The 21515-nt window shown below is 45.4% G+C and carries 20 protein-coding genes; 11 read left to right on the forward strand and 9 right to left on the reverse strand.

The features are described from left to right. The first annotated feature begins 74 nt into the window (after positions 1-74). The 5 genes from DXC04_RS08490 (at position 75) to DXC04_RS08510 (ending at position 5429) form a co-directional block, all read left to right on the forward strand. Positions 75-602, forward strand: a complete 528-nt coding sequence (locus DXC04_RS08490; RefSeq protein WP_117650428.1) for a DUF5697 family protein — start codon at positions 75-77, stop codon at positions 600-602. 6 nt (positions 603-608) lie between these two features. Beyond that, positions 609-1310, forward strand: coding sequence for a DUF6100 family protein (locus DXC04_RS08495; RefSeq protein ID WP_117470885.1), 702 nt, complete (start codon positions 609-611; stop codon positions 1308-1310). A gap of 235 nt (positions 1311-1545) precedes the next feature. Further along, positions 1546-2526, forward strand: coding sequence for a hypothetical protein (locus DXC04_RS08500; protein ID WP_243112130.1), 981 nt, complete (start codon positions 1546-1548; stop codon positions 2524-2526). Beyond that, complete coding sequence (locus DXC04_RS08505; protein ID WP_022415647.1) at positions 2516-4486, forward strand: VirD4-like conjugal transfer protein, CD1115 family; 1971 nt, start codon at positions 2516-2518, stop codon at positions 4484-4486. Before DXC04_RS08500 ends, DXC04_RS08505 begins: the two co-directional genes overlap by 11 nt. Before the next feature lie 16 nt (positions 4487-4502). Further along, the gene (locus DXC04_RS08510) at positions 4503-5429 is read left to right on the forward strand and encodes an RNA-binding protein (RefSeq protein WP_117718923.1); all 927 of its coding nucleotides are present in this window, start codon (positions 4503-4505) and stop codon (positions 5427-5429) included. Between the two features lie 385 nt (positions 5430-5814). Here the strand turns inward: DXC04_RS08510 and DXC04_RS08515 are convergent, their stop codons facing one another. The 9 genes from DXC04_RS08515 to DXC04_RS08555 all read right to left on the reverse strand — a co-directional run bounded on the left by DXC04_RS08515 (position 5815) and on the right by DXC04_RS08555 (position 13499). Further along, positions 5815-8271 (reverse strand): ABC transporter permease, encoded by a 2457-nt coding sequence (locus tag DXC04_RS08515; protein ID WP_243112131.1) that lies wholly within the window; start codon positions 8269-8271, stop codon positions 5815-5817. Between the two features lie 5 nt (positions 8272-8276). Continuing rightward, positions 8277-8948 carry an ABC transporter ATP-binding protein gene (locus DXC04_RS08520; RefSeq protein ID WP_172676439.1) on the reverse strand — a complete coding sequence of 224 codons (672 nt, stop codon included), beginning with the start codon at positions 8946-8948 and terminating at the stop codon, positions 8277-8279. A 95-nt stretch (positions 8949-9043) separates the two neighbouring features. Continuing rightward, complete coding sequence (locus DXC04_RS08525) at positions 9044-10297, reverse strand: sensor histidine kinase (protein WP_005333534.1); 1254 nt, start codon at positions 10295-10297, stop codon at positions 9044-9046. After that, positions 10270-10944: a response regulator transcription factor gene (locus DXC04_RS08530; protein WP_005333533.1), complete on the reverse strand. Its 675-nt coding sequence runs from the start codon at positions 10942-10944 to the stop codon at positions 10270-10272. The genes DXC04_RS08525 and DXC04_RS08530 overlap by 28 nt, the downstream gene beginning before the upstream one ends. A 225-nt stretch (positions 10945-11169) precedes the next feature. Then, positions 11170-11553: a hypothetical protein gene (locus tag DXC04_RS08535; RefSeq protein WP_226850873.1), complete on the reverse strand. Its 384-nt coding sequence runs from the start codon at positions 11551-11553 to the stop codon at positions 11170-11172. Positions 11554-11608: 55 nt separating this feature from the next. After that, complete coding sequence (locus DXC04_RS08540; protein WP_117470884.1) at positions 11609-11842, reverse strand: LPXTG cell wall anchor domain-containing protein; 234 nt, start codon at positions 11840-11842, stop codon at positions 11609-11611. 61 nt (positions 11843-11903) lie between these two features. Next, positions 11904-12233, reverse strand: coding sequence for a DUF1648 domain-containing protein (locus DXC04_RS08545; protein ID WP_022415592.1), 330 nt, complete (start codon positions 12231-12233; stop codon positions 11904-11906). 85 nt (positions 12234-12318) lie between these two features. Then, positions 12319-13032, reverse strand: a complete 714-nt coding sequence (locus tag DXC04_RS08550; protein ID WP_005333529.1) for a hypothetical protein — start codon at positions 13030-13032, stop codon at positions 12319-12321. A 155-nt stretch (positions 13033-13187) separates the two neighbouring features. Next, a complete protein-coding gene (locus DXC04_RS08555; protein ID WP_179960461.1) occupies positions 13188-13499 on the reverse strand; it encodes a helix-turn-helix domain-containing protein in 312 nt (103 codons plus the stop codon). Positions 13500-13947: 448 nt separating this feature from the next. Between DXC04_RS08555 and DXC04_RS08565 the strand changes: the two genes are divergently transcribed. The 6 genes from DXC04_RS08565 to DXC04_RS08590 are packed head-to-tail and all read left to right on the forward strand — an operon-like array spanning position 13948 to position 21496. Then, a complete protein-coding gene (locus tag DXC04_RS08565; protein WP_005333524.1) occupies positions 13948-14325 on the forward strand; it encodes a hypothetical protein in 378 nt (125 codons plus the stop codon). Positions 14326-14343: 18 nt separating this feature from the next. Next, a complete protein-coding gene (locus DXC04_RS08570) occupies positions 14344-15054 on the forward strand; it encodes a hypothetical protein (protein ID WP_005333522.1) in 711 nt (236 codons plus the stop codon). 15 nt (positions 15055-15069) lie between these two features. Further along, positions 15070-15978 carry a hypothetical protein gene (locus tag DXC04_RS08575; protein WP_005333520.1) on the forward strand — a complete coding sequence of 303 codons (909 nt, stop codon included), beginning with the start codon at positions 15070-15072 and terminating at the stop codon, positions 15976-15978. Position 15979: 1 nt separating this feature from the next. Next, on the forward strand, positions 15980-17671 hold the full coding sequence (locus tag DXC04_RS08580) for a lysozyme family protein (RefSeq protein ID WP_005333517.1): 1692 nt from the start codon (positions 15980-15982) through the stop codon (positions 17669-17671). Between the two features lie 10 nt (positions 17672-17681). After that, a complete protein-coding gene (locus tag DXC04_RS08585) occupies positions 17682-18302 on the forward strand; it encodes a DUF5038 domain-containing protein (protein WP_023921583.1) in 621 nt (206 codons plus the stop codon). Then, on the forward strand, positions 18299-21496 hold the full coding sequence (locus DXC04_RS08590; protein WP_023921581.1) for a TraG/VirB4 family ATPase: 3198 nt from the start codon (positions 18299-18301) through the stop codon (positions 21494-21496). The genes DXC04_RS08585 and DXC04_RS08590 overlap by 4 nt, the downstream gene beginning before the upstream one ends. The last annotated feature ends 19 nt before the right edge of the window (positions 21497-21515 follow it).

Genomic DNA, 21515 nt, shown 5'->3' on the forward strand with positions numbered 1-21515 from the left:
TACAATACCAAACGTATCCTGTACGTACAGCCATATGTATAAAGTTTCCTATTATATATAGAAGGGAGTCAATCATGAAAACAAGGAACGAAATCTATCAAGGAGAGGGAGCCAAGCTCTTACGGTTCATTACCACTTACCATACTCTGAGGTATGACCAGGTTTTACAACTTTTCTCCCGACATGAGCAGTCTATCAAGTCATTGATTACCAGCCTCATCAAACAAGGGCGCATCATTTACGATAAAGAGCATGACCTTCTTTGTGACAGCCAGCAGTCTGCTGAAAATCCTGACTATGCTATAATTACATGCTTCTGGGTACTGCTGGATTTTAAGAAAGGTGTTGTATACCACACCAGTGGCGAATTTCCAATCAAGCTCAATTTCTTTTCGCAAGATGAACAATACGAAATCATCTATATCGGTGAAGAACAGGAGGCTCTGATCAATCATGTGATGGAAAGTATCCCATCACATGGTTCCAAACGCCTGATTGTCTTAGAATCCGAAAGCCAGGCTGCCAAAATCACCATTGATGATGTAGCCGCTTACTGCCTTGTAAATGAATCCGGTGCTGTCAGTTACTACATGAAAAAGTAGGTTATTATGACGCAAAATACACCAACCATTTACCAGCGGCTTGAAAAACTGGAAGGGGAGCTGCAAAAACTGACGAATACCGTTTACGCTCTGAAGGTCACTGATATCCAGAATTATGATAAAAATTTTGAGGAACTGAGCGTCAGTGCTGCTCTTCGGGCGGAGCGGATTGCCTGCCAGATGCGTAACCTTGTCTGTCCGGCTCTCTCCCCAAATCAAGCAGCTTATCTTCCCAAAGTGGCAGATGCACAGGGAATGCGGATTGCAGAACAGCAGGGGATTCTCACCATTACGCTTCCCGGACTGCTTCCGAAACGAAGAGTCCACACAAACACTGCATTTCTCCATGAACCGCTTAATTATATGCTTCGGGAGTATGTAAAACAAAATGCCCTGCCCCTCTATCGTGACTGCGTGATATGTTTCAGTCAAATATATGACAGGGAACTTCCTCAAAGACGTATCCGGGATTATGACAATCTGGAGTTTAAACAGATTCTGGATACACTTTGTACTTATGTTCTGACAGATGACAGCGGCTTTTTCTGTGATTCCTACTACACGACACAGCTTGGCTTAAAGGACTGTACACTGGTATCGGTTATGGAAAAAGCTGACTTTCCGAAATGGCTGCAGAACCAGAAAAATCATCACGAAAGCATGTCGGAAAATCTCCTGACTTCTCAGGCAGAAATCCGACATCGGTAAGAACCACCGCAGGGAACTTTGTTTTCTTGCTTTTTTTATCTCCAAACCACCGGAGATTTACCCAAGTATAGGCTTGCATGGGTAAGAACTGAATTGAGGTGATGCTTATTTGATAAGACCTGACACTACGAAATACCGCTTACTGGAAATGATAGGGATGTGCGGGGAATTTCCCGCAGACCAGCTAAACAGACTCATCCCAAGTGCCTCCTATGCGGAAAAACTCATTACGGATTTGAAGGCGGAACACCTCATCCGTACCCACTACCGGGATGCTCTCAGAGGCTACCGTCTTACAAAAGCTGCGAAAGAGATGCTGTTATCTGTCTCGCCGCTACGCTTCCAGTGCTATCTGACCGGCAATACCGAGACGAACCTCATCCGAAGTGAAGTATCCCGACGTATCCGCTTACATCAGAAAGCCGAAACGTATCTGACACTCCTTCATGCCGGGATTCCCTTTTATCCGGATGTAAAACCTGACATCTTCTGTAATCACCGCGAAGCTGGTTCCATCGGTATGCGAAGCCTTCCTCTTTTTTACGCTTCCAGAGAAATTAAGGAATTGGGCCCGGAGACCACGAAGATTAGGAACTCCCGCAGCATGGGCATCCTGATGGCACCGCAATGTGTCTATGTCCTTTATAACACGGGAAACGGAGTCCTGAAATGGGAATATCGAACGGAAGTCCGCTTAAACGCCTTCCTGCAGCATTACCTGCAAGGCTACCCTTACAACGGACATCCACAGATCCGGGCAATCATGACCGGAACCGACATGGAAATGGCTTTCCGGCTGTTTACCAGTACCGGAGGCTACAAAAAGAGCCTGTTTATGCTGGACACCTCCTTCGAGCATTTCCATTACCTTCCCAATACTCCGGAAGGGGAAGTGCTTTTAAAACTGCTGGTTCACCCTGAGATCATGGAAAAGCTGGACAACCTCCTGCTGTCCGATCTGGGCTGCCGCAGCGATTCAATTCCACTGGAACATGATGCCACGGATGCTTCCGGGAACCCCATCCTTCTTGCTTATGATTTTGACATGCAGCGAATCAACCGGTTCAATACCGGCTTAAATGTATACGGCAGATCCGGGAACCTGATCTGTTTCGATTTTCAGATTCCGGTCCTGAAAAAATACTTAACTGCCACAATCCATTTCTCCAGTATTGACCTTTGCAAATTCAAAAGGGGGTTTTTACATGAACCGTAAATGGTGGAAGCTCATTTATATGCTTCCGATCACCTTCTGCACCCTCTATGCAGGAGGCTATGTTGCTCAATTTATCCGCAACTATCAGACCTGGGAATCTGCCGGCAATTTTGCCGGAAACGGAACTGCCCCGCAGATCCCCTCCCCGCACCCGCTCGCCTGTCTGGATGCCCTGACTGCTTTCCCGTACAATCTGTATGGGATTTTTCTATGTCTGGCAGCTTTTGGACTCCTGACCTTCCTTCTCATGCGTATGGGATTTGACCGAAACGGGGAAATAACAGACCGGGGCCGGAACCTGAATTATTCCACAAAGGGAACCTATGGGACTTCCGGTTTTATGACTTTGGAGGAAATGCATCAGGTACTGGAGCTTACGAATGATGTCAAGAAACACAAGGGAACCATTCTTGGAAAACTGAACGGAAAAGCCGTTTGTCTCCCGAAGGATACCCGCATGAACCGGAATATTGCCGTTTACGGTGCCAGCGGTTCCATGAAAAGCCGGGCCTTTGCACGCAACATGATCTTCCAGTGTGTTGCCCGCGGGGAAAGCCTCATCATCACCGATCCAAAATCGGAATTGTACGAAAGTACAGCCACTTACCTTGAGAATGCCGGATATATCGTGAAATCCTTTAATCTTGTAAACCCGGAAAACTCGGATAGTTGGAATTGTCTGGGTGAAATTGGCGGACAGGAAACCATGGCACAGGTATTTGCTGATGTCATCATCCAGAATACCGGTTCTGCCAAAGGCGATCACTTCTGGGACAATGCCGAGATGAACTTATTAAAAGCTCTGATTCTCTATGTGGATCAGGGATTCCCACCGGAGGCAAAGAATATCGGACAGGTATACAAACTCCTGACCATGAGTTCGGAAAAAGAACTGAACAGCCTCTTTGACCTGCTTCCGGTCTCCCATCCGGCAAAAGTCCCCTACTGCATCTATAAGCAGGCAAGTGACACGGTACGTTCCGGCGTCATCATCGGACTCGGTTCCAGACTTCAGGTATTCCAGAACAAGCTGATCCGCCAGATCACTTCCTATGATGAGATCAACCTGACGCTGCCGGGAAAAGAAAAATGTGCATACTTCTGCATCACTTCGGATCAAGACAGCACTTTTGATTTTCTTTCTTCCCTGTTTATGACCTTCGTATTTATCAAACTGGTCCGTTATGCAGACACCTATGGGGAAGATGGAAAACTGCCGGTTCCGGTACATATCCTGGCTGATGAGCTGGCGAATACGGGAGCAATCCTATCGCTCAACAAAAAGATTTCCGTGATCCGAAGTCGAAACCTCAGTATTTCCTGCATTTTCCAAAACCTGCCTCAGATGCAGAACCGGTATCCCTTAAACCAATGGCAGGAAATCATCGGGAACTGCGACACTCAGCTATTTTTAGGCTGTACGGATGAGGTAACTGCTACATTTATCTCTAACCGCTCCGGTGATGTGACCGTTGGTGTCAGCAGCGAAGCCAAACAATTAAATAGCTGGAGGGTATCCGATTATACACCGGAATACCGCCAGACCAGATCCATCGGGAAACGAAAGCTCTTAACTCCGGATGAGATCCTGCGGCTCCCGCTGGATACTGCACTGATTATCCTGCGTGGTCAGAAGGTACTGCAGGTAGAAAAATACGATTACACCCTGCACCCGGATGCCCAAAAACTCATTCCCCGGAAGGCTTCCGAACATATTCCGGAATGGAGAAAAGGAGCATGTAGTGAAGAATATACGTACACTCCAACTATTCCTGCTTCCCACCCGAAAAAAACCGCTTCTTATGGAAAGCAGAAAAAGAAAAAAGCTGAACCGCACTTTGACCAGCAAAGCGTTTATCAGGAACCTGGCTATCACGATTTCCCGGATGACTTCTCAGCAGATAACTATTCGGATCACACAGACATGGTTCCTTTAGATAAAGATTCTATCATGTCATAATTTGAAAGGAGACACTATGATGCCAAACGAAACAACCAACACACCTATTTTAACTCTGGATTCCGATGCGAAGCTGGAAACAGCCCAGTCCATTTCAGACCTTACCTGGCATGAGATCCAGAATGCCTACCGTACCCGCCGGATCTTAACCGGAATGCTTGGCGGTATCGAGAAAACAGAAAACGGCAGCCTCATTGCCGTGGTTTACTACAAGGATTTCCGTACTGTCATCCCAGTAACTGAGATGATGATCCATCTCATGCAGGATGAAGCACACGATTATGGGGAGCTTGCTCTGCGGCAGAACAAAATCCTCAACAATATGCTTGGATGTGAGATTGATTTTCTGATCAAGGGATTAGATCCGAAGACACGCAGCATTGTCGCCAGCCGGAAAGAAGCGATGCTGAAGAAACGCCAGATCTTCTATCTGGATAAAGATGCTTCCGGAATGCCGAAAGTTTATGAAGACCGTATCGTGCAGGCAAGAGTCATTGCCGTTGCGGAAAAGGTAGTCCGGGCGGAAATTTTCGGTGTGGAAACCTCCATTCTTGCCAGAGACCTGTCCTTCGACTGGATGGGTGATGCCAGAGAACGCTTCCAGGTAGGCAATCACATCCTGGTACGCATCCTGGATGTGCGGGCAGACTCACCGGAGCAGGTCATTGTCCACGCAGATGTCAAAAGTGTGGAAGGCAACACCAGCAAGGAAAACATGAAAAAATGTAAGATTCAGGGAAAATACGCCGGAACTGTGGAAGACATCCATAAAGGCACCGTCTTTGTCCGGCTCTCCATCGGTGTCAATGCCATTGCCCACTCCTGCTATGACAGCCGGACAGTCGGGAAAAAGGATCAGGTATCCTTTGTGGTGACGCATATTGATGAGGAACGGAACGTTGCCCTCGGCATCATCACCCGCATCATCAAGCAGACCATTTAAAATTATAGGTTGTTCCATAAAAAGGAACGTGGTATACTGATTCGGTATTATTGAACTGGAAAGACGGATGCATTTCGATCTTGCCCTCTAGTAACAAAGGAGGGTGATGCCCATGAATACAATGGAAGTATTGACTTTACTATTGGTAATTTTTGCGGCTTTGACTTATATAGATCGACATAATAAGAAATAGCATCCACGACCCTAGGAAAGTTTTGGATGCTATGTCTTATACATAGAATATAAAATTTAACTGAGGGCATCAGATTTTGCATCTGAATACCTTTCTTGAGTTCATTATACACTGGGGGCTTTGAGAAATCAAGTCCCCCTTTTTATTACGACATTGATTAGTACCTGCATTAAACATCAGAAATTTATATTCTTACTCACTGAAACGAATTCTCTCTATCAATGAATCTTTCCTTACTGACTTTGCAATGAATATTGCCAATAACATCTGTATCACAAACAATGTTAAAATTATAATAATAGCTGCTGTTACCGGATAATGGTATGTGCTGATATCAAACATTCCTGTACGCTTTGCATATAAAAACAACGGATATCCTGCAAGACTTCCCACTCCGATACTGATAATAAGAGTGCCTACTGTATAGAATATACCTTCCAACTGGAGCATCTTCATCAACTGACGGTCCGACATTCCGATTGCCTGCATCATGCCAAGCTCCTTTTTTCGCACATGGACACTATTGATCATTGTGTTAATCAAGTTCATAATGCTGATTGCTGCCAGAATGATGATAAATGCATAACATGCACCTCTAGTCATCTGTATGGCATTTTCCCATGTATCGTACTCATTCTTCCAGGTACGCATCTGCAGTCTGCCTGATCCATCCACAATAGCCTGTAGAGATGCTTCCAGTGCCTCATCATAATCCTTATCTGCAATCACCTGAAAATAGCTGGAAGAATTATTTATGGTAAGTTTCTCTGCCCCTTCTTTTGCCATGATAAGACAGTTATAGTTTGTCAGACCTCTTCCATATTCACCAATTGCTGCCACTTCAATCTCTTTTTGAAAGGTATTATCTCCATCATGAATATTGAGTTTCAGCTTATCTCCCACTTTAATATCTGGATACCAGTGAAGTAGCGCACGGTCCAGAATCACTTTATCCCCGGATTTCAATTCCTCGTATGTGACATTGCCTTCAGTGATTCCTTTTTTCAGCTCTTCTGCGTATTCTTCCGGCACTCCATTGATAAATTCGGTTCCAATTTCTTCTTCAAAAGGTCCTCCTGATACCTTCAACGCGGTAAACACATCTACCCGCTCAACACCGTCAATCTCCTCTATCTGCTGCTTTAGTCCTTCATTTAATGGATTATTCTTTTGAACCTCCGCCCATTCATATTCAGGATGCTCTTTATTCCCGGATTCCACAATTGGAGAAATCTCATATTGCCCCACAATCGAACTCTTTGCACTTTCCATCGGATTTGCACAAGACAGCACCGTTGCTACCATCATGACAAATATTCCGGTAACGGCCATAGATACAATCGTGATAGTACTCTTCTTTTTATTCTCCGCAAGATTTCTCTTGGTCAGTCGTCCGATATTCAGAAATTGATATCCCTTCCTGCTGCTTTTCTGTCGCTTACTGCCTCCCTGGTAACGCATAGCTTCTATTTCTGATACCTTCGCCGCCATACGCATAGGCTTCATCAGTGACAGATACACTGTACACAGAGTCACTGCAATTGCCAACAGATAAATCCACCAATAATAAAGTTGGACTTCTCCTTTAGCTACAACCTTGTATGCCTCTGTCACAAGTACGTTTGAATCCTTTGCATGTTCTACAAACTGGAGAAGTACAACTTTCACAGCAACTGTTCCGATCAAAAGTCCTATCGGAATGGCAAACAACGCCACTCCCATTCCCTCTCTTAGTACGATTTGTCTAAGTTGCCGTTTCGTAGCCCCGATTGCCTTTAACTTTCCAAATTCCCGAACCCTCTGGTTCATAGATACATAATAAACACTATAAATTGTGATAATGCCCGCCAATACAACAATAAGCATGATTCCTACAATCACCGGAATTGTAGCCGGATCCACATAATTTGCTGCAAGATACTCTTTATTAATATTCATGTCATCCTCGGAAATCCCGAACTGTCTGGCAATATTCTGTATCGTCTCTGTATAATCTGCAGTCGTATTTCCTTTCTGTCCATTCACCTGAAGTAAAAACCGATATTTCACCTGTTCTACCGGTATCTCCGCTTTCAGAAAGGCCTCTGAAACCAATGATGTATATTGTTTTTGTTCTTTGCTGCTCTCATTATCTGCTAAAAAGCCACAGATTCGAAATTCTTTCTCCTTCGTATAATCCAGTCCGTCATCTTTCAGAATCTGATAAGGTACTGTGATGGTGTCACCGATTTTCCCATTCTGTCCTAATGCTTCCAGTATTCCTTTTGAAACCACAATATCATTTTCTTTCTGCGGAAGTTGCCCCTCTTTCAGCTTCACTTTATAAAGTTCCATCCCTGTTCTGTCCATATACATCATGGAAACCGTCGCATCTTCCAGATTCATGTACCCCGCATCGCTGCGGAGTCCGTAAGTTTTCACATCGTGATGTGCCGCCAGTTTCATAACTGTACTCTCGTCCACGTTCCGATAAAGGGCATGCCATGTTGGATAAATCTTATTGATTACCGCAAAGTTCACTTCCACCATATCTTTTCCGATTGATGGGATTACGAACAGCAGTAATGTTGTCAGGATAATGGCAATTCCAATCAGTATGTTTTTGCTCTTATAATGCCGCATATTGCAATATGCAACTCTGGTCGTCATCTTCATTATCTTCTCACCGCCTTGCCATCTTCAATGATAATCATTTCATCCGCCATCTGGGCAATCGTTTCATCATGGGTAATCATGATAAGCGTCTGCCCGAAATCCGACACGCAGCTTTTCAATAGGCTCATAACCTCTAGCTCAGTCTGGGAATCAAGGTTTCCAGTCGGCTCATCCGCCAAAATTATCGCCGGTCTTGTCACCAATGCCCTGGCTATCGCAGTTCTCTGTTTCTGTCCACCAGACAAAGCAGACGGCATCGCATCTTTCTTATCCTGCAGTCCGATTTTTTTGAGAATATCTTCCACTTCCCGCGGCTTTACCTTGCGATTATCAAGTCCCAGCGGAAGAACGATATTCTCCCACACATTCAGCGATGGAATCAGATTAAAATCCTGAAAGATAAATCCTATCTTCTTTCTTCGAAACTGTGCCAGTTTATCATCTTTTCGAGAATAGATATCGGTTCCATCAATCCATACTTTGCCGGAATCCGGTCTGTCAAGCCCTCCAATCAGATGCAGAAGTGTAGATTTTCCGGAGCCGGAACGTCCTACGATAGCTGTAAACTTGCCTCTCTCTATCTGTAAACTTGTATGATCCACGGCTCTCACCTGATTCTCGCCTTCTCCATAATACTTTACTAGATCTTCTACTTTTAAAATACTACTCATATCTTCAAGTCCCCTTTCCATTTCATACCCCTACTATAACATTCCTGCATTACAAAACCCTTACAACAACCATAACAGTTTTGTAAGGGTTCCGACTATTCTCCTATTATGAGCGGCAGTGTCACTTTAAATATCATACCTTTCTCAGCCTTTCTTTTGGCTGCTATTGTCCCCCCCTGTTCTTCTATGATCTTTCTGGCAAGATACAGACCGACACCCGCTCCGTCTTTTACCTGTTCCTTTGCTTTCCTTCCCCGGTAAAATCTCTGATAGATCTTATGCAGTTCCTCCGCAGGAATGCCCATTCCTTCATCTTCTACTTCAATAAGCACATTGCTTGCTAGCTCCTGCGTCCTCACTGTAATCGTTGTATGTTCCGGTGAATATTTGACTGCATTCTCAAGGATATTCGTTAATGCTTCTACCGTCCATTTTGAATCATGGTTCACAACTATATCATCATCCATCTCCACCTGAATGGAAATATCTTTTCCTCTTGCCTTCATATAAATCTGACTGACAGCCTCTGTTAGCGTTTTCTTCAGGCTTTCATGAAGCGAATGTATCTGGATCATATGTGTTTCCAGCCTTGAAAGATTTACCAGTTCATTCAAGAGCTGTTCCAGTTTGGTAAGTTCCTGTGATTCCTGCTCCAGAAACTCCCTCTGTTCTTCTCCTGTAACCCGATTTTCTGCCACCAGCTCATGACTCATCCGGAGTGATGCAAGCGGAGTCTTCAACTGATGGGAAATATCTGTAATCAGACTCTTCGTACCATTTTCTTCCTGCTCCAGACGTTCCTTCAAATCTTCGAAATATTGCCCCAGCTCCTTTACAGATTCCCACACCTTTAACCATTGTTCCGATTCTGATGTTTCTTCAGGATATGTTTGGAATTTTCCTTTTCTGAATTCCTGCAGACATTCATATAATTGCTGTAATTGTTCCTCATCACCGTATCTGCTCCAGTTTTTTCTTCGGTCCAGGTACAAGAACAGGCTACATACTATGACTCCCACTAGTAATCCAATTCCCCAGATAATCCTTATAACCACATCTGAAGATCCACTCCCTGAGTGATAACCATAAGTTTCTTCCAGCATCTGTACGACTCTTTCTATCTTCTGATCGTCCCGGTCTCTTATAAAATCTACTGTTCCTGACTTTTCCCAGATTGCAACTATTTCCCCTTCCAGTTCAGGATGTTCTGCAAGGAGCAGTGCTATCTGCGTTGCTTTCGCATTTTCCTCATACTTTGTTATCAGATACATTCCTACTGTAAAAAATACTGCAAAGATTACATATACGATAAAATACCGTTTTAATTTTTGTTTACCTTTCCGGTCCATATATATCCCAGTCCTCTCACATTCGCTATCTCTTCTGTTCCAAGTTTATTCTTCAGTCTGCTTATATTGACAGTAACCGTATTATCATCGACAAATTGACCGTCTATATCCCATACATGCTCCAGGATACTTTCTTTTGAAACAATCTGTCCTGCATTCTCCCAGAGATACAGCAACAGAGAGAATTCTTTCTTACTTAAAGTAACTGGTTCATCCCCTTTATACACCTGCATCGTTTTCATATGCACCGTAATCTCTCCGGAAGACATAATCTGTGCCTGTACCTTAGAAAGCCGTCTCATCAATGCGTTCACCTTCGACACCAAAGCCATCAGTGAAAATGGTTTGGTAATATAATCATCTGCCCCTGTATCATAACCATTTACAATATCTATTTCCTGATCCAAAGCCGTAAGATAGATAAGATATGTATCTCCACCTGCACGTACCATCCTTCCAAAATCCAGTCCTGTACCATCCGGCAATGTAATATCGCTGATAACAAGAGCATAATCTCCTTTTTGAAATGCTTCTTTTGCTTCCTTTATTGTATAAACCTGACGAACCTCATACCCTTCCCGTGAAAGTAACAGGGCAATTCCCCGATTTAGATTCAAGTCATCCTCCAGTAATAATATTTTCTGCATCAAATACTCCACCTCTATTTGTAATAACCTGTTCTTTTATCATATCAGTCCTATCTTTTGTCTACAATAAAAATAAAATTAACATACATACTTTTCCTTCATATGTTCAAGGATTTCACCGGATACTGCTTCAGAAATCGATCAATCCATTTCTGATTGCTTCTCTGTAACATCCGAAGTCTGGATAAAAGCTGTAGACAACTGCAGCTCTATGTTACTAAAGTCCTATCCATCAATACAGGAGTTATAGAATGCCGTGAAGATACCGTCAAATTCCATTTCAATAATATGTAGGCTGTCCATTGTGTGCTCCAGATAAGTCAGTGTTCCTCTATCCAAATCTATACTCGGCTTTCCTAGTGAGTTTGCTATTACATCTGGATTTGTAATTCCAAACATCTCCTTTATATCCGGCATAAGATAATCCACGATATCCGGCAGCCTTTTCTCATACGCCTGTGCCAGTTCAACTGCATGCTTCTCATAATCGGAATGTATACTGTCACAGACAAATTCAATCCCGTTTATTTCCATCTTATAGTAATCATTATTCTCATCATAGACAAACGCTGTACCCTTACTTTTTTTATTTTTTTCCAAAATCCCCATGATATATCTACACTTTCCCGGTTCTTCCGCCATACACAGTCTAAAAAACTGTAACTTAATGCTTACGTTTGTAAAAAATAACTCCTGCCAAAATCAATAAAATAATTCCAACTACAATCATAAAAATAAAATTATCAACATTTAACTTCCCTGCTATGAAAATAGAAGTCGGGCCATCCGCACCACCAATAACAGAAACGGCTGTGTTTTCTTTCTGCTTCAGTACAATGCCAATGACTGCCAATACAATTCCTAAAATTCCGGCTATGATTCCCAATCGCTTTTTCATTGCTACCACCTCAAATCATTTTTATCTGCTCAATCAAATGTAAATTGTTATGCAAGTATTTCTATGCAAATGAAGCATAGATAACCCATATTTCTGCAAACATTACCAATAAAAGTACACCATCTATCATCCAATTAAACTGAATGTCCGTTAAGAAAGTTTTTGAATGTGTCAGGCAATATTTTACTTTTTCTCGTCCAGTCAAAAAAGTGATAAGCACTTGTAATATAGGAAATAAAAATATTTGTATTTTTCTTCCATAATCATCCGCAATCCCATTTGCAAAATGTACTGGAATAATACTCGGTAAGAAAAATATACTTACAAGAGCAAGCAAAAATCCTATTATACAAATTATCCATGTGAATTTTCTAGTATTGATAAATTTCATAACAATCCTTCTTTCTGCTAAATTCAAGTTTTTCCAATACATAACACGTACTTACATTATACTCCTCACCAATGCAAACCTCAATTTATTCTCCATCCTTTTTCCCGTTATTAAGCTTCGGGCAGTAAAATGCCTTTACTTCCACCCCATCTTCCTCCGACTCAATTTCCACATAATAATCCCGGATAAAGTATCCCGCATTATGCTCCTGAATGGCGTACAGCTCCAATGTCTGAAAATCCACCAGTACCAGATCACGGGGCTTGGGTTTTTGCGTTTCCTCACAGAATACCTCCATGCTTTCCACCAGCTTATCCAGGCATTCCTGACACAGATGGTTCTGTACTTTTTTCACATCGAAGATACTATCTTCCCCGTAATCCACCGATACTTCGGAAATCCCGTAATCCGACATCTGCTCCGTATGGAAAAAGCAGCCGCCTTCTCCTGTCCCGGTATAACCCATATGCCCGTTTCCCTGCGGGCCGGTAAGATTCCCGTCCTCATCATGATTCCGGATATGCATATCCATCACATACCAGTGATTGGTACAGATCACTCCCAGATCGTCAAACTTCCGGAAATAATCCATCATACTCCGTTCATCGCTTCCACACAGCCAGCACTGTTTTGGATCTTTCAGCTTGCTTTCTACTGATTCAGGCACCTTTCTTTCTACCGGGTGATATTCCTGCTCCTGTGTTTTTTCAAGATAACCTGTCAGATCCAGCCGGCTGATTCCCAGTCCGATCAGAATTCCTGACGCACATGCCAATAATCCCACATATCCCTTTTTCATATTATAGTCATCCTTTAAGAATTAGTTTTATAATGCTTTTAGGATTACTATATCAAATCTTGCAATCACTTTCATCATAAATCGCATATTTTTATGTGTTTTATTGCATATACAGCTTTCAAAAAAACTGCCTGCGGCAATTTCGCAGACAGCTTCTATTTCATCATCTCTTCAATTATCACATCCAGCATCCGAAGCACGCTTTCCTGCTTCTTCGGTGTGAGCCTTTCCAGCTTTCCTTCCACTACAGAAGTATGTTCCATTCTGGTAAGAGGAATCACTTCCTTCAGCACTTCATTCGGTTCCGCACCTAATACATTCAACAGCTTTACAAATGTTTCCATCGTAGGTGTTTTCACTTCCCGCTCAATCGCACCCAGATGGTTGGTACTGATATCCACCAGTTCAGCCAGTCTCTCCTGCGTAATTCCTGCCTCTTCCCTGTACCTGCGGATTGCCTTTCCCATTCCTTTCACACGCACACCTCCTCCTTCCAGTATTCACTAACGCTTAAAGCATTAGTCATGTAAATCCAGTATAATTGGTTGCAAATCACGCTTACAGTATCCATAAGGATTGCATTTATAACGCTTTTAGCGTTGGTCACATTTTTGGCACTCCATCGTCTGTAACTGGCACAGTCCTGCGATTGTAGCGGTAATTTACCCATGTTAAAATTGATATTGTCAAAATTATATGCAGAACGAAACGCAGCACTGCCGTATGGGAAGCCTCTCCTGCGGCAAATAAGCTGCGTTTTTTCTGTAAGATAGGAGGATCTTTACAATTTCATACTTTGATTTAGGACGCAGCCTGCATTGACCGGGCTGCGTCCTTTCTTGAGGCAGGAAAACCATAAGCAAAGGCAGGGGAGGTAATTCTCCTGCCGCTCTTATAAAAAGGAGGTACTTTTACGTGAAACACAAACTGAAAAACGCTCCGCCGGACACAAAACGGCATGTCAATTATGGCAGATGCCTGTATGCTGCATTTCTGGCTGTCACAGTCCTCTGCGGATACACACAGCCGGTTTTTGCCGCTACCATCTGGACCAAAGCCAATGAGATCATGAAGGATGTCTATAACCAGATTATCCTCATTTCCACCATTGCTGCAGTCGTAACGGCATCGGTTGCCCTTCTGATGATGAATTTTTCCAAAAGCGGAAAAACCGTGGACGAATCACGTGCATGGCTCAAGCGTATCGTCATTACCTGGGCGATCTTAAACGGGCTTGGCTTTATCATGGCTTACATCACCCCGTTCTTTGCAGGCGGAAAATGGAACGGATAGACGAAAGGAGATGCCACTATGGGAATACTTGACGGAATCGTGGAATGGATTGCCGAACAGGTCATGAACATTCTGGATCTGATCACCACTTCAGTCCTCGGTGCTCTGGGCTGTTCCATGGATACGTTTCTTCGCTACTTTCCTGCTGCCGAGACCATGTATCAGGTCTTTCTGGCACTGGGCATCGGGCTGATCCTCTTAAACTGGGTATGGCAGCTCTTTAAAAATTACTTTATGGGAGCCGGTATCGAAGCGGAAGATCCCATTAAGCTGTCCATCCGTTCCTTCCTCTTTATCTTTCTCACCTTCTATGCGAAAGATATTGTGGATCTGCTCCTGAAGATTTCAGGAACACCGTACAACTGGATTCTGACGGAAGACCTGCCGCCTTTAAAATTTGCGGATTTTAACTCCGTAGTCACAGTCATCCTGGGAGTCTGTGCAAATGGGGCGGTAGCCATCATTGCACTGATTCTGGTACTGATTCTGGCGTGGAACTACATCAAACTGCTCTTTGAAGCGGCAGAACGCTATATTCTTCTGGGGGTACTGGTCTACACAGCCCCGGCAGCTTTTTCCATGGGTGCCAGCCAGTCAACCGGAAATATCTTCAAAAGCTGGTGCCGGATGCTTGGCGGCCAGTTCTTTTTGCTTCTGATGAATGCGTGGTGCCTGCGGCTGTTTACTTCTATGGTCGGCACCTTCCTTGCCAATCCGTTATCCCTATAAGAAAGGAGGACCAAAATGAAACTTAGAAAGAAACTCATACCATTCCTGGTACTAACTGCCTGTCTGGTACTGTTTTGCTCCATGCCGGTCTTTGCAGCGGAGCTTACGGAAGCAGACGTGGAAGCGGCAGTTGCCAGTCAGGGAAAGGAAGCGGTAACCGGAAATGTCTTCGTCTGGTTCCTGTGTGCCATTGCCTTTTTAAAGGTATCCCAGAAAATTGATTCTTTTCTGGCATCGCTTGGCATCAATGTCGGCAATACCGGAGGAAACATGATGGCTGAACTTCTGATTGCAGGACGGAGCCTGACCGGTTCCATGCGTTCCCATGGTGGTGGCGGCTACCACAAAGCCTCTTCTCCCGGAAGTGCGGCTGTCGCAGGAAGCTTCCTATCCGGCGGGCTTGCCGGGGCAGTGGGAAGACAGGTACAAAGAGAAGCGGTCAATTCCGCAACCGGTTATACCGAACACAGCAGTATCGGAAACATGCTCTACCAGTCATCCCTGAACAAAGGCGGAGACTTTGCCAATCAGGTCATCAGCAACATTGCACAGGGAAATTACGGTCAGGTAGGTTCCATCAAGGGAGCAGACGCACAGAAAGCCTTTACTTCCTATATGGGCATCAATCCGGGCGGCGGTTCTTCCTATGATAATGTAGAAATCGGTGGCGGAAGGATCACCGGTACCGAAACCGGAAGCTCCGGAAACCGGGATTTTGCCCTGTACCATGCCGACCAGTATGCAGCTCCTACTCAGGGCTCCTACTCTACGGTACAGTCCGTGGATGGTTCCACCTGGTACAAGCAGTATGCACAGGATACGGTCGAAAAAACACCATATACTTCCGGCAGCGGCAAAGTAGCCTACAATGAATCCATTGTCCAGAAACTGCCGCCAGCCCCACAGCGAAAGGAGCGTATGTAACATGCCAAAAACAGCCTTGATGGGCAGTCCTCTTGCTGTCATCGGTACAGTATTCCGGCACAGGCGCACCCTTGCGAAAACTGGAGCAGCCGTCGGCGGTGTACTGATGCTTCCCATTCTGTTCCTTGTCATGCTTCCGGGACTCGTCTTCGGAGACCTCTCTGAAAATACCGGAGCACTGACCAGCAACACGGTAATCAGTGAAAATATCCGGGCTTCCAATCAGGCAATCGTGGAGGTGCTTCAGGAAAGCCATGATGCACTGCTTGCTAAGATCAATGCGGAAATTGCCAGACTCCCGGAAGGAGATACTGCCTCTATCAGCGATCCTTACGCTTCCAGTATCATCGTAAATGCGAACCAGCTCATCGCACAGTTTTGTGCCAGCCAGGATGACTATAAAAATATAAATATCAGCAAACTCAAAAGCCTGATCCGGGAAAACGAGGACGGGCTTTTTTCTTATGACGTTACTTCAGAAACGGCCACGGTGGAAGTTCCGGCGGAAGAGGAAAATGCACCACCCAGAAAGGTTACTTTTACCCGCCATACCTACACGGTCAGCTATGCCGGAGATGCCTACTTTGCAGATCACGTCTTTCATCTGACCGATAAGCAGAAAAAAACGGCAGACAGTTATGTGGAAAACCTGACCATGTTCTTTGGCGGCTCCGCTTCCGGTCTTGCCATGGCGGTAGGTGTCAGCGATGAGGTGCTGGCTTACCGGGCTACCATCCAGCAGGTCGCACAGAAATACGGCATGGAAGCTTATGTGGAACTCCTCATGGCAGTCATGATGCAGGAAAGCGGCGGGCGTGGAAGCGATCCCATGCAGGCGGCAGAAGGCGGCTTTAATAAGAAATACCCCCATGTCCCCAACGGCATCACCGATCCTGCTTATTCCATCGAATGTGGGATTCAGGAATTAAAGTATGCACTGGATAAAGCAGGATGTACCGGACCTACCGACCTGGACCGCATCAAGCTGGCGCTTCAGGGTTACAATTACGGCTCCGGCTATATCGACTGGGCAATGGAACGTGACGGCGGTTATACCAAAGAAAACGCCATTGCTTATTCGGATATGATGTGTGCCCGTCCGAACTGGCATTATGACCGGTATGGGGACAAGGAATATGTGGAGCATGTTCTCCGGTATTATCAGATTACCAATACCGGCGGAAGCTATCCGGCAAACGGAATGCAGATTCCGCACTATCTCCAGACCGATTACGGGAACATTCCTTATGGCGGCGGCTCCATCGCATCTTCCGGCTGCGGGCCTACCAGCTTTGCCATGATCGCCAGCTACCTGACCGGGAATACCATTACCCCTCCGGATGCGGTGGCATGGTGCGGGAATTCCTATTACAAGCCGGGAGTTGGAACCTACTGGAGCTACTTTCAGGCTGCAGCCAGTCATTTCGGCTGTGGCAGCGTCACACAGACCAGCAATGCCAATACGGTACTTCAGGCACTCTCCGAAGGCTGTCCGGTCATCTCCTCTCAGCGGGCAGGACTTTTCACCAGCGGCGGACACTTCATCGTACTCCGAGGTGTTACGGCAAACGGCAAGGTACTGGTCAATGATCCCAATGACAGTGACGCAAAGAACTATATTAACCGTGAATTTGATATGATGTCGGAAATCCATGCTACGGCAAATGCCTACTGGATCTTCGACAAAAAATAAAGGAGCCATTATGAACAGAACAAAAGTGATTCTTTCCATTTTTCTGATGCTGTTTCTGCTGCTTGCCGGACTGGTTCTCCCCAGTTTCTGGAAAAGCCAGAAAAAAGAAGCTTCCGGAAACAAAGGCAGGGAACCGGCAAAGGAAACAACAGAAACAAATTCTGATACCCCCATGCCGGAATATCTGGATTTTGATGCTTTAAAAGCATTTTTCTCCGACAGCCAGATTGCTTCTCTCAAAGGGCAGTTTCCTGTCTACCTAAAAGAGTATGTCAAAAAAGAACAGACAAGCATCACCTTCCTGCCGGAAAAAACCAGCTACCCTACCGAAACAACCGTCTGCCTGATGTTTTCACTTTCCGATCAGGATACGCTTCCGGTTACCTACCACACCCCGACGGGTGTGTTTTTATTTGGAGAAGACGGGGTACAGGTCTCTGCAGATACGACTGTTTACGAAAAGCAAACCGATGATTCCCTGCCGTCCCTGACTTCGCAGGACATTGAACACCTGCAGGAAGGCGGGTATCCGGATACTTCTGACAGCCCGGAAGCTCCGGACACAGAATCCGGCAGTGCCTCTGTGCCTTCCGAAGATGCGAAAGATACGAAAAAGGAGGTGCAGCCATGACACAGCCAGAAGAAACACCGGTTTCCTTTATCCCTTCCAACTTCATTGAGAAAGGCAAGATCCTAAACGGAACTTTTGACATCCGCAATGCCATAGAAAGCATTGTTCTTTCCCTGGCAATCGGTATCCCTGTTTTCCACCTGCCGCTGTCCCTGACTGCCCGCATCATCATTCTCTGCATGACCGCACTTCCAGCGGCAATGGTAGCCCTGATTGGAATCGGCGGGGAGAGCATCACTGCCTTTTTGATGAATGCCCTGCGTTTTGTAGTGAACCGCAGGGTAATCTGGAGGTCCGACAGTCTTCCGGAAGGAAAGCCACGCAGGAAACCACGTTTCAAAGAGCCAAAGACAAAGAAACACCGGAAAGCAGAAAAAATGGCAGAGCCTTCCAAAGTAATGGCATCGGCTCCCCCACAGTCTGAACCGGACGCACCAGCTCCGCCAAAAAGTAAAAAAAAAGAACACCGGCAGTTTGATACCTCCACCAAGCGGGGCATCAAAAAACAGGCAAAGGAAGATATCCGTTATCTGAAGTGGGAGCAGAAAGAAGCCAGCCGACAGAAAAAAGAGGCGGCGAAACAGATAAAAATACAGAAAAAAACGGAAGCCCGGAGACGAAAGGAGGAAGAAAAACGGGCAGTTTCCGAAAAGCGGGCTGCAAAAAAAGAGCAGAAAAAAAAGGTGGTTTCCAAGGAGGACACCTCATCTGCCACGTCAAAACCCGTTTCCCGGAAAAAGCGAAAGAAAGACCAGACCTTGGAGGATTATCTTCCGGTGGAAAAAATCGCAAACGGAATCGTCTATACCACAGACGGACGGTACGTGAAGATCCTGGAGATTGAACCAATCAACTTTCTGCTTCGAAGTGCCAGGGAACAGCAGGGCATTATCTACAGCTTTATCAGTTACTTAAAGATCAGCCCTGTCAAACTCCAGATCAAGATGATCTCCAAAAAAGCAGACATCAATAAGCATCTGGAGCAGTCCCAGCTGGAGCTGGAGCGGGAAACCGATCCCCACTGTCAGGAACTGCAGCGTGACTACATCCAGTTTGTCCAGAACTTAAGTTCCAGAGAAGCAGTATCCAGACGGTTCTTTCTGATCTTTGAATATGAACCATTCAACGCAAACCGAAAGGAAGAGGAACGGGAAATCCTTGCTGCTCTTGAGACAGCCTCCCAGACCGCCAAAACCTTTCTATACCAGTGCGGGAATGAAGTGGTCTCCCATGACAATGAGGATGAATTTACTACGGATGTTCTCTACACCCTTTTAAACCGTACCCTTTGTACGGAGGTTCCGCTTTCGAACCGGATCAGCACTGTACTGTCCGCCTATACAAAGGAAAATCGCATGGAGGAACTGGATCACATCCGGATCAACGAGTTTCTCGCACCGGAAAGTGTGGATTTCAAGCACTCCCATTATGTGCAGATCAATGGGCTTTACCATTCCTACCTGCTTGTGCCGTCTGACGGCTACAAAAACCGGGTAACTCCCGGATGGCTGTCACTCCTTGTCAATGCCGGGGAAGGGATTGATATTGATTTCTTTCTCCAGAAACAGCCAAAGGACAAGATTCAGCAGCGTCTCGGTCAGCAGATCCGTATCAACCGTTCCAAATTAAAGGATGCGTCCGATACCAACACTGATTATGACGATCTGGATTCTGCCATCCGCTCCGGATATTTTCTGAAGCAGGGACTTGCCAACAACGAAGATTTCTATTACATGAATCTTCTCATCACCATTACTGCTTCCACGTTGGAAGAACTGCAGTGGCGGATTCAGGAAATGAAAAAGCTCCTGATCTCGCAGGATATGAACTTACACTCCTGCTACTTTTTACAGGAGCAGGGATTTTTATCCTCTCTGCCGCTGGCAAATCTGGACAAGAAGCTTTTTAAGCTGTCCAAGCGGAACGTACTGACTTCCGGGGCGGCAAGCTGCTATCCCTTCGTCAGCTACAGTATCTGCGATGATAACGGAATCCTCTTTGGGGTAAACAAGCATAACAATTCCCTGGTCATTGCGGATATCTTTGATTCCAGGCAGTACAAGAACAGCAACATCTGTATCTTAGGCTGTTCGGGAGCAGGAAAGACCTTCACCATGCAGACCATGGCACTAAGGATGCGAAGAAAAGGCATCCAGGTGTTCATCATCGCTCCGCTAAAGGGACACGAATTTTACCGGGCTGCAAGGAATGTCGGCGGAGAATTTATCCAGATCTCTCCTGCCAGTAAGAACTGTATCAACATCATGGAAATCCGGAAGGTAGACAATTCTGTAAATGAACTGCTGGACGGACCGACACTGGATGCCTCCGCACTGGCAGGCAAGATCCAAAGGCTTCACATCTTCTTCAGTCTGCTGATCCCGGATATGTCCCATGAGGAGAAGCAGCTTCTGGATGAAGCCCTAATCAAAACCTATGCCAGAAAAGGGATTACACATAAAAATGAATCCCTGACAGATCCGCAGCATCCGGAGCAGTACAAAAAGATGCCCATTCTGGAGGATGTCTACAATGTCCTGCTGGAAAGCGAGGATACCAAACGTCTGGCTCATATCCTGAACCGCCTGGTTCACGGTTCTGCTTCTTCCTTTAACCAGCAGACCAATGTGGACCTGACCAATAAATATACGGTACTGGATATCTCCGAACTGACCGGTTCCAGCGATCTTTTAACGGTCGGCATGTTCGTTGCCCTGGATTATGTCTGGGATAAAGCGAAGGAAAACCGTACCGAAGAGAAAGCCATCTTTGTCGATGAGGTCTGGCAACTCATCGGTGCATCCAGCAACCGGCTTGCAGCGGAATTCGTACTGGAGATTGCCAAGATCATCCGTGCTTACTCCGGAGCCGGCATCTTTGCCACACAGGATTTAAACGACTTCTTTGCTCTGGATGACGGGAAGTACGGCAAGGGTATCATCAATAACTGCAAGACCAAGATTATCCTGAACATGGAGGATGAAGAGGCACAGCGGGTGAAGACTATCCTGCATCTATCGGAAACAGAAGTAATGAACATCACCCATTTCCAGCGGGGCAACGGTCTGATCTCAACCAACAACAATAACATCACTGTGGAATTTAAGGCTTCCAATCTGGAAAAGGAGCTGATTACCACAGATCGGCAGGAGCTTCTGGAAATCCTTGCGAAACAGAAGAAACAGGCTGTGTAACTTTTGGCAGCACTGACGC

Origin of the sequence: Dorea sp. OM07-5, from assembly GCF_003481355.1 — a bacterium.
Taxonomy (GTDB): Bacteria; Bacillota; Clostridia; order Lachnospirales; family Lachnospiraceae; genus Dorea_D; species Dorea_D hominis.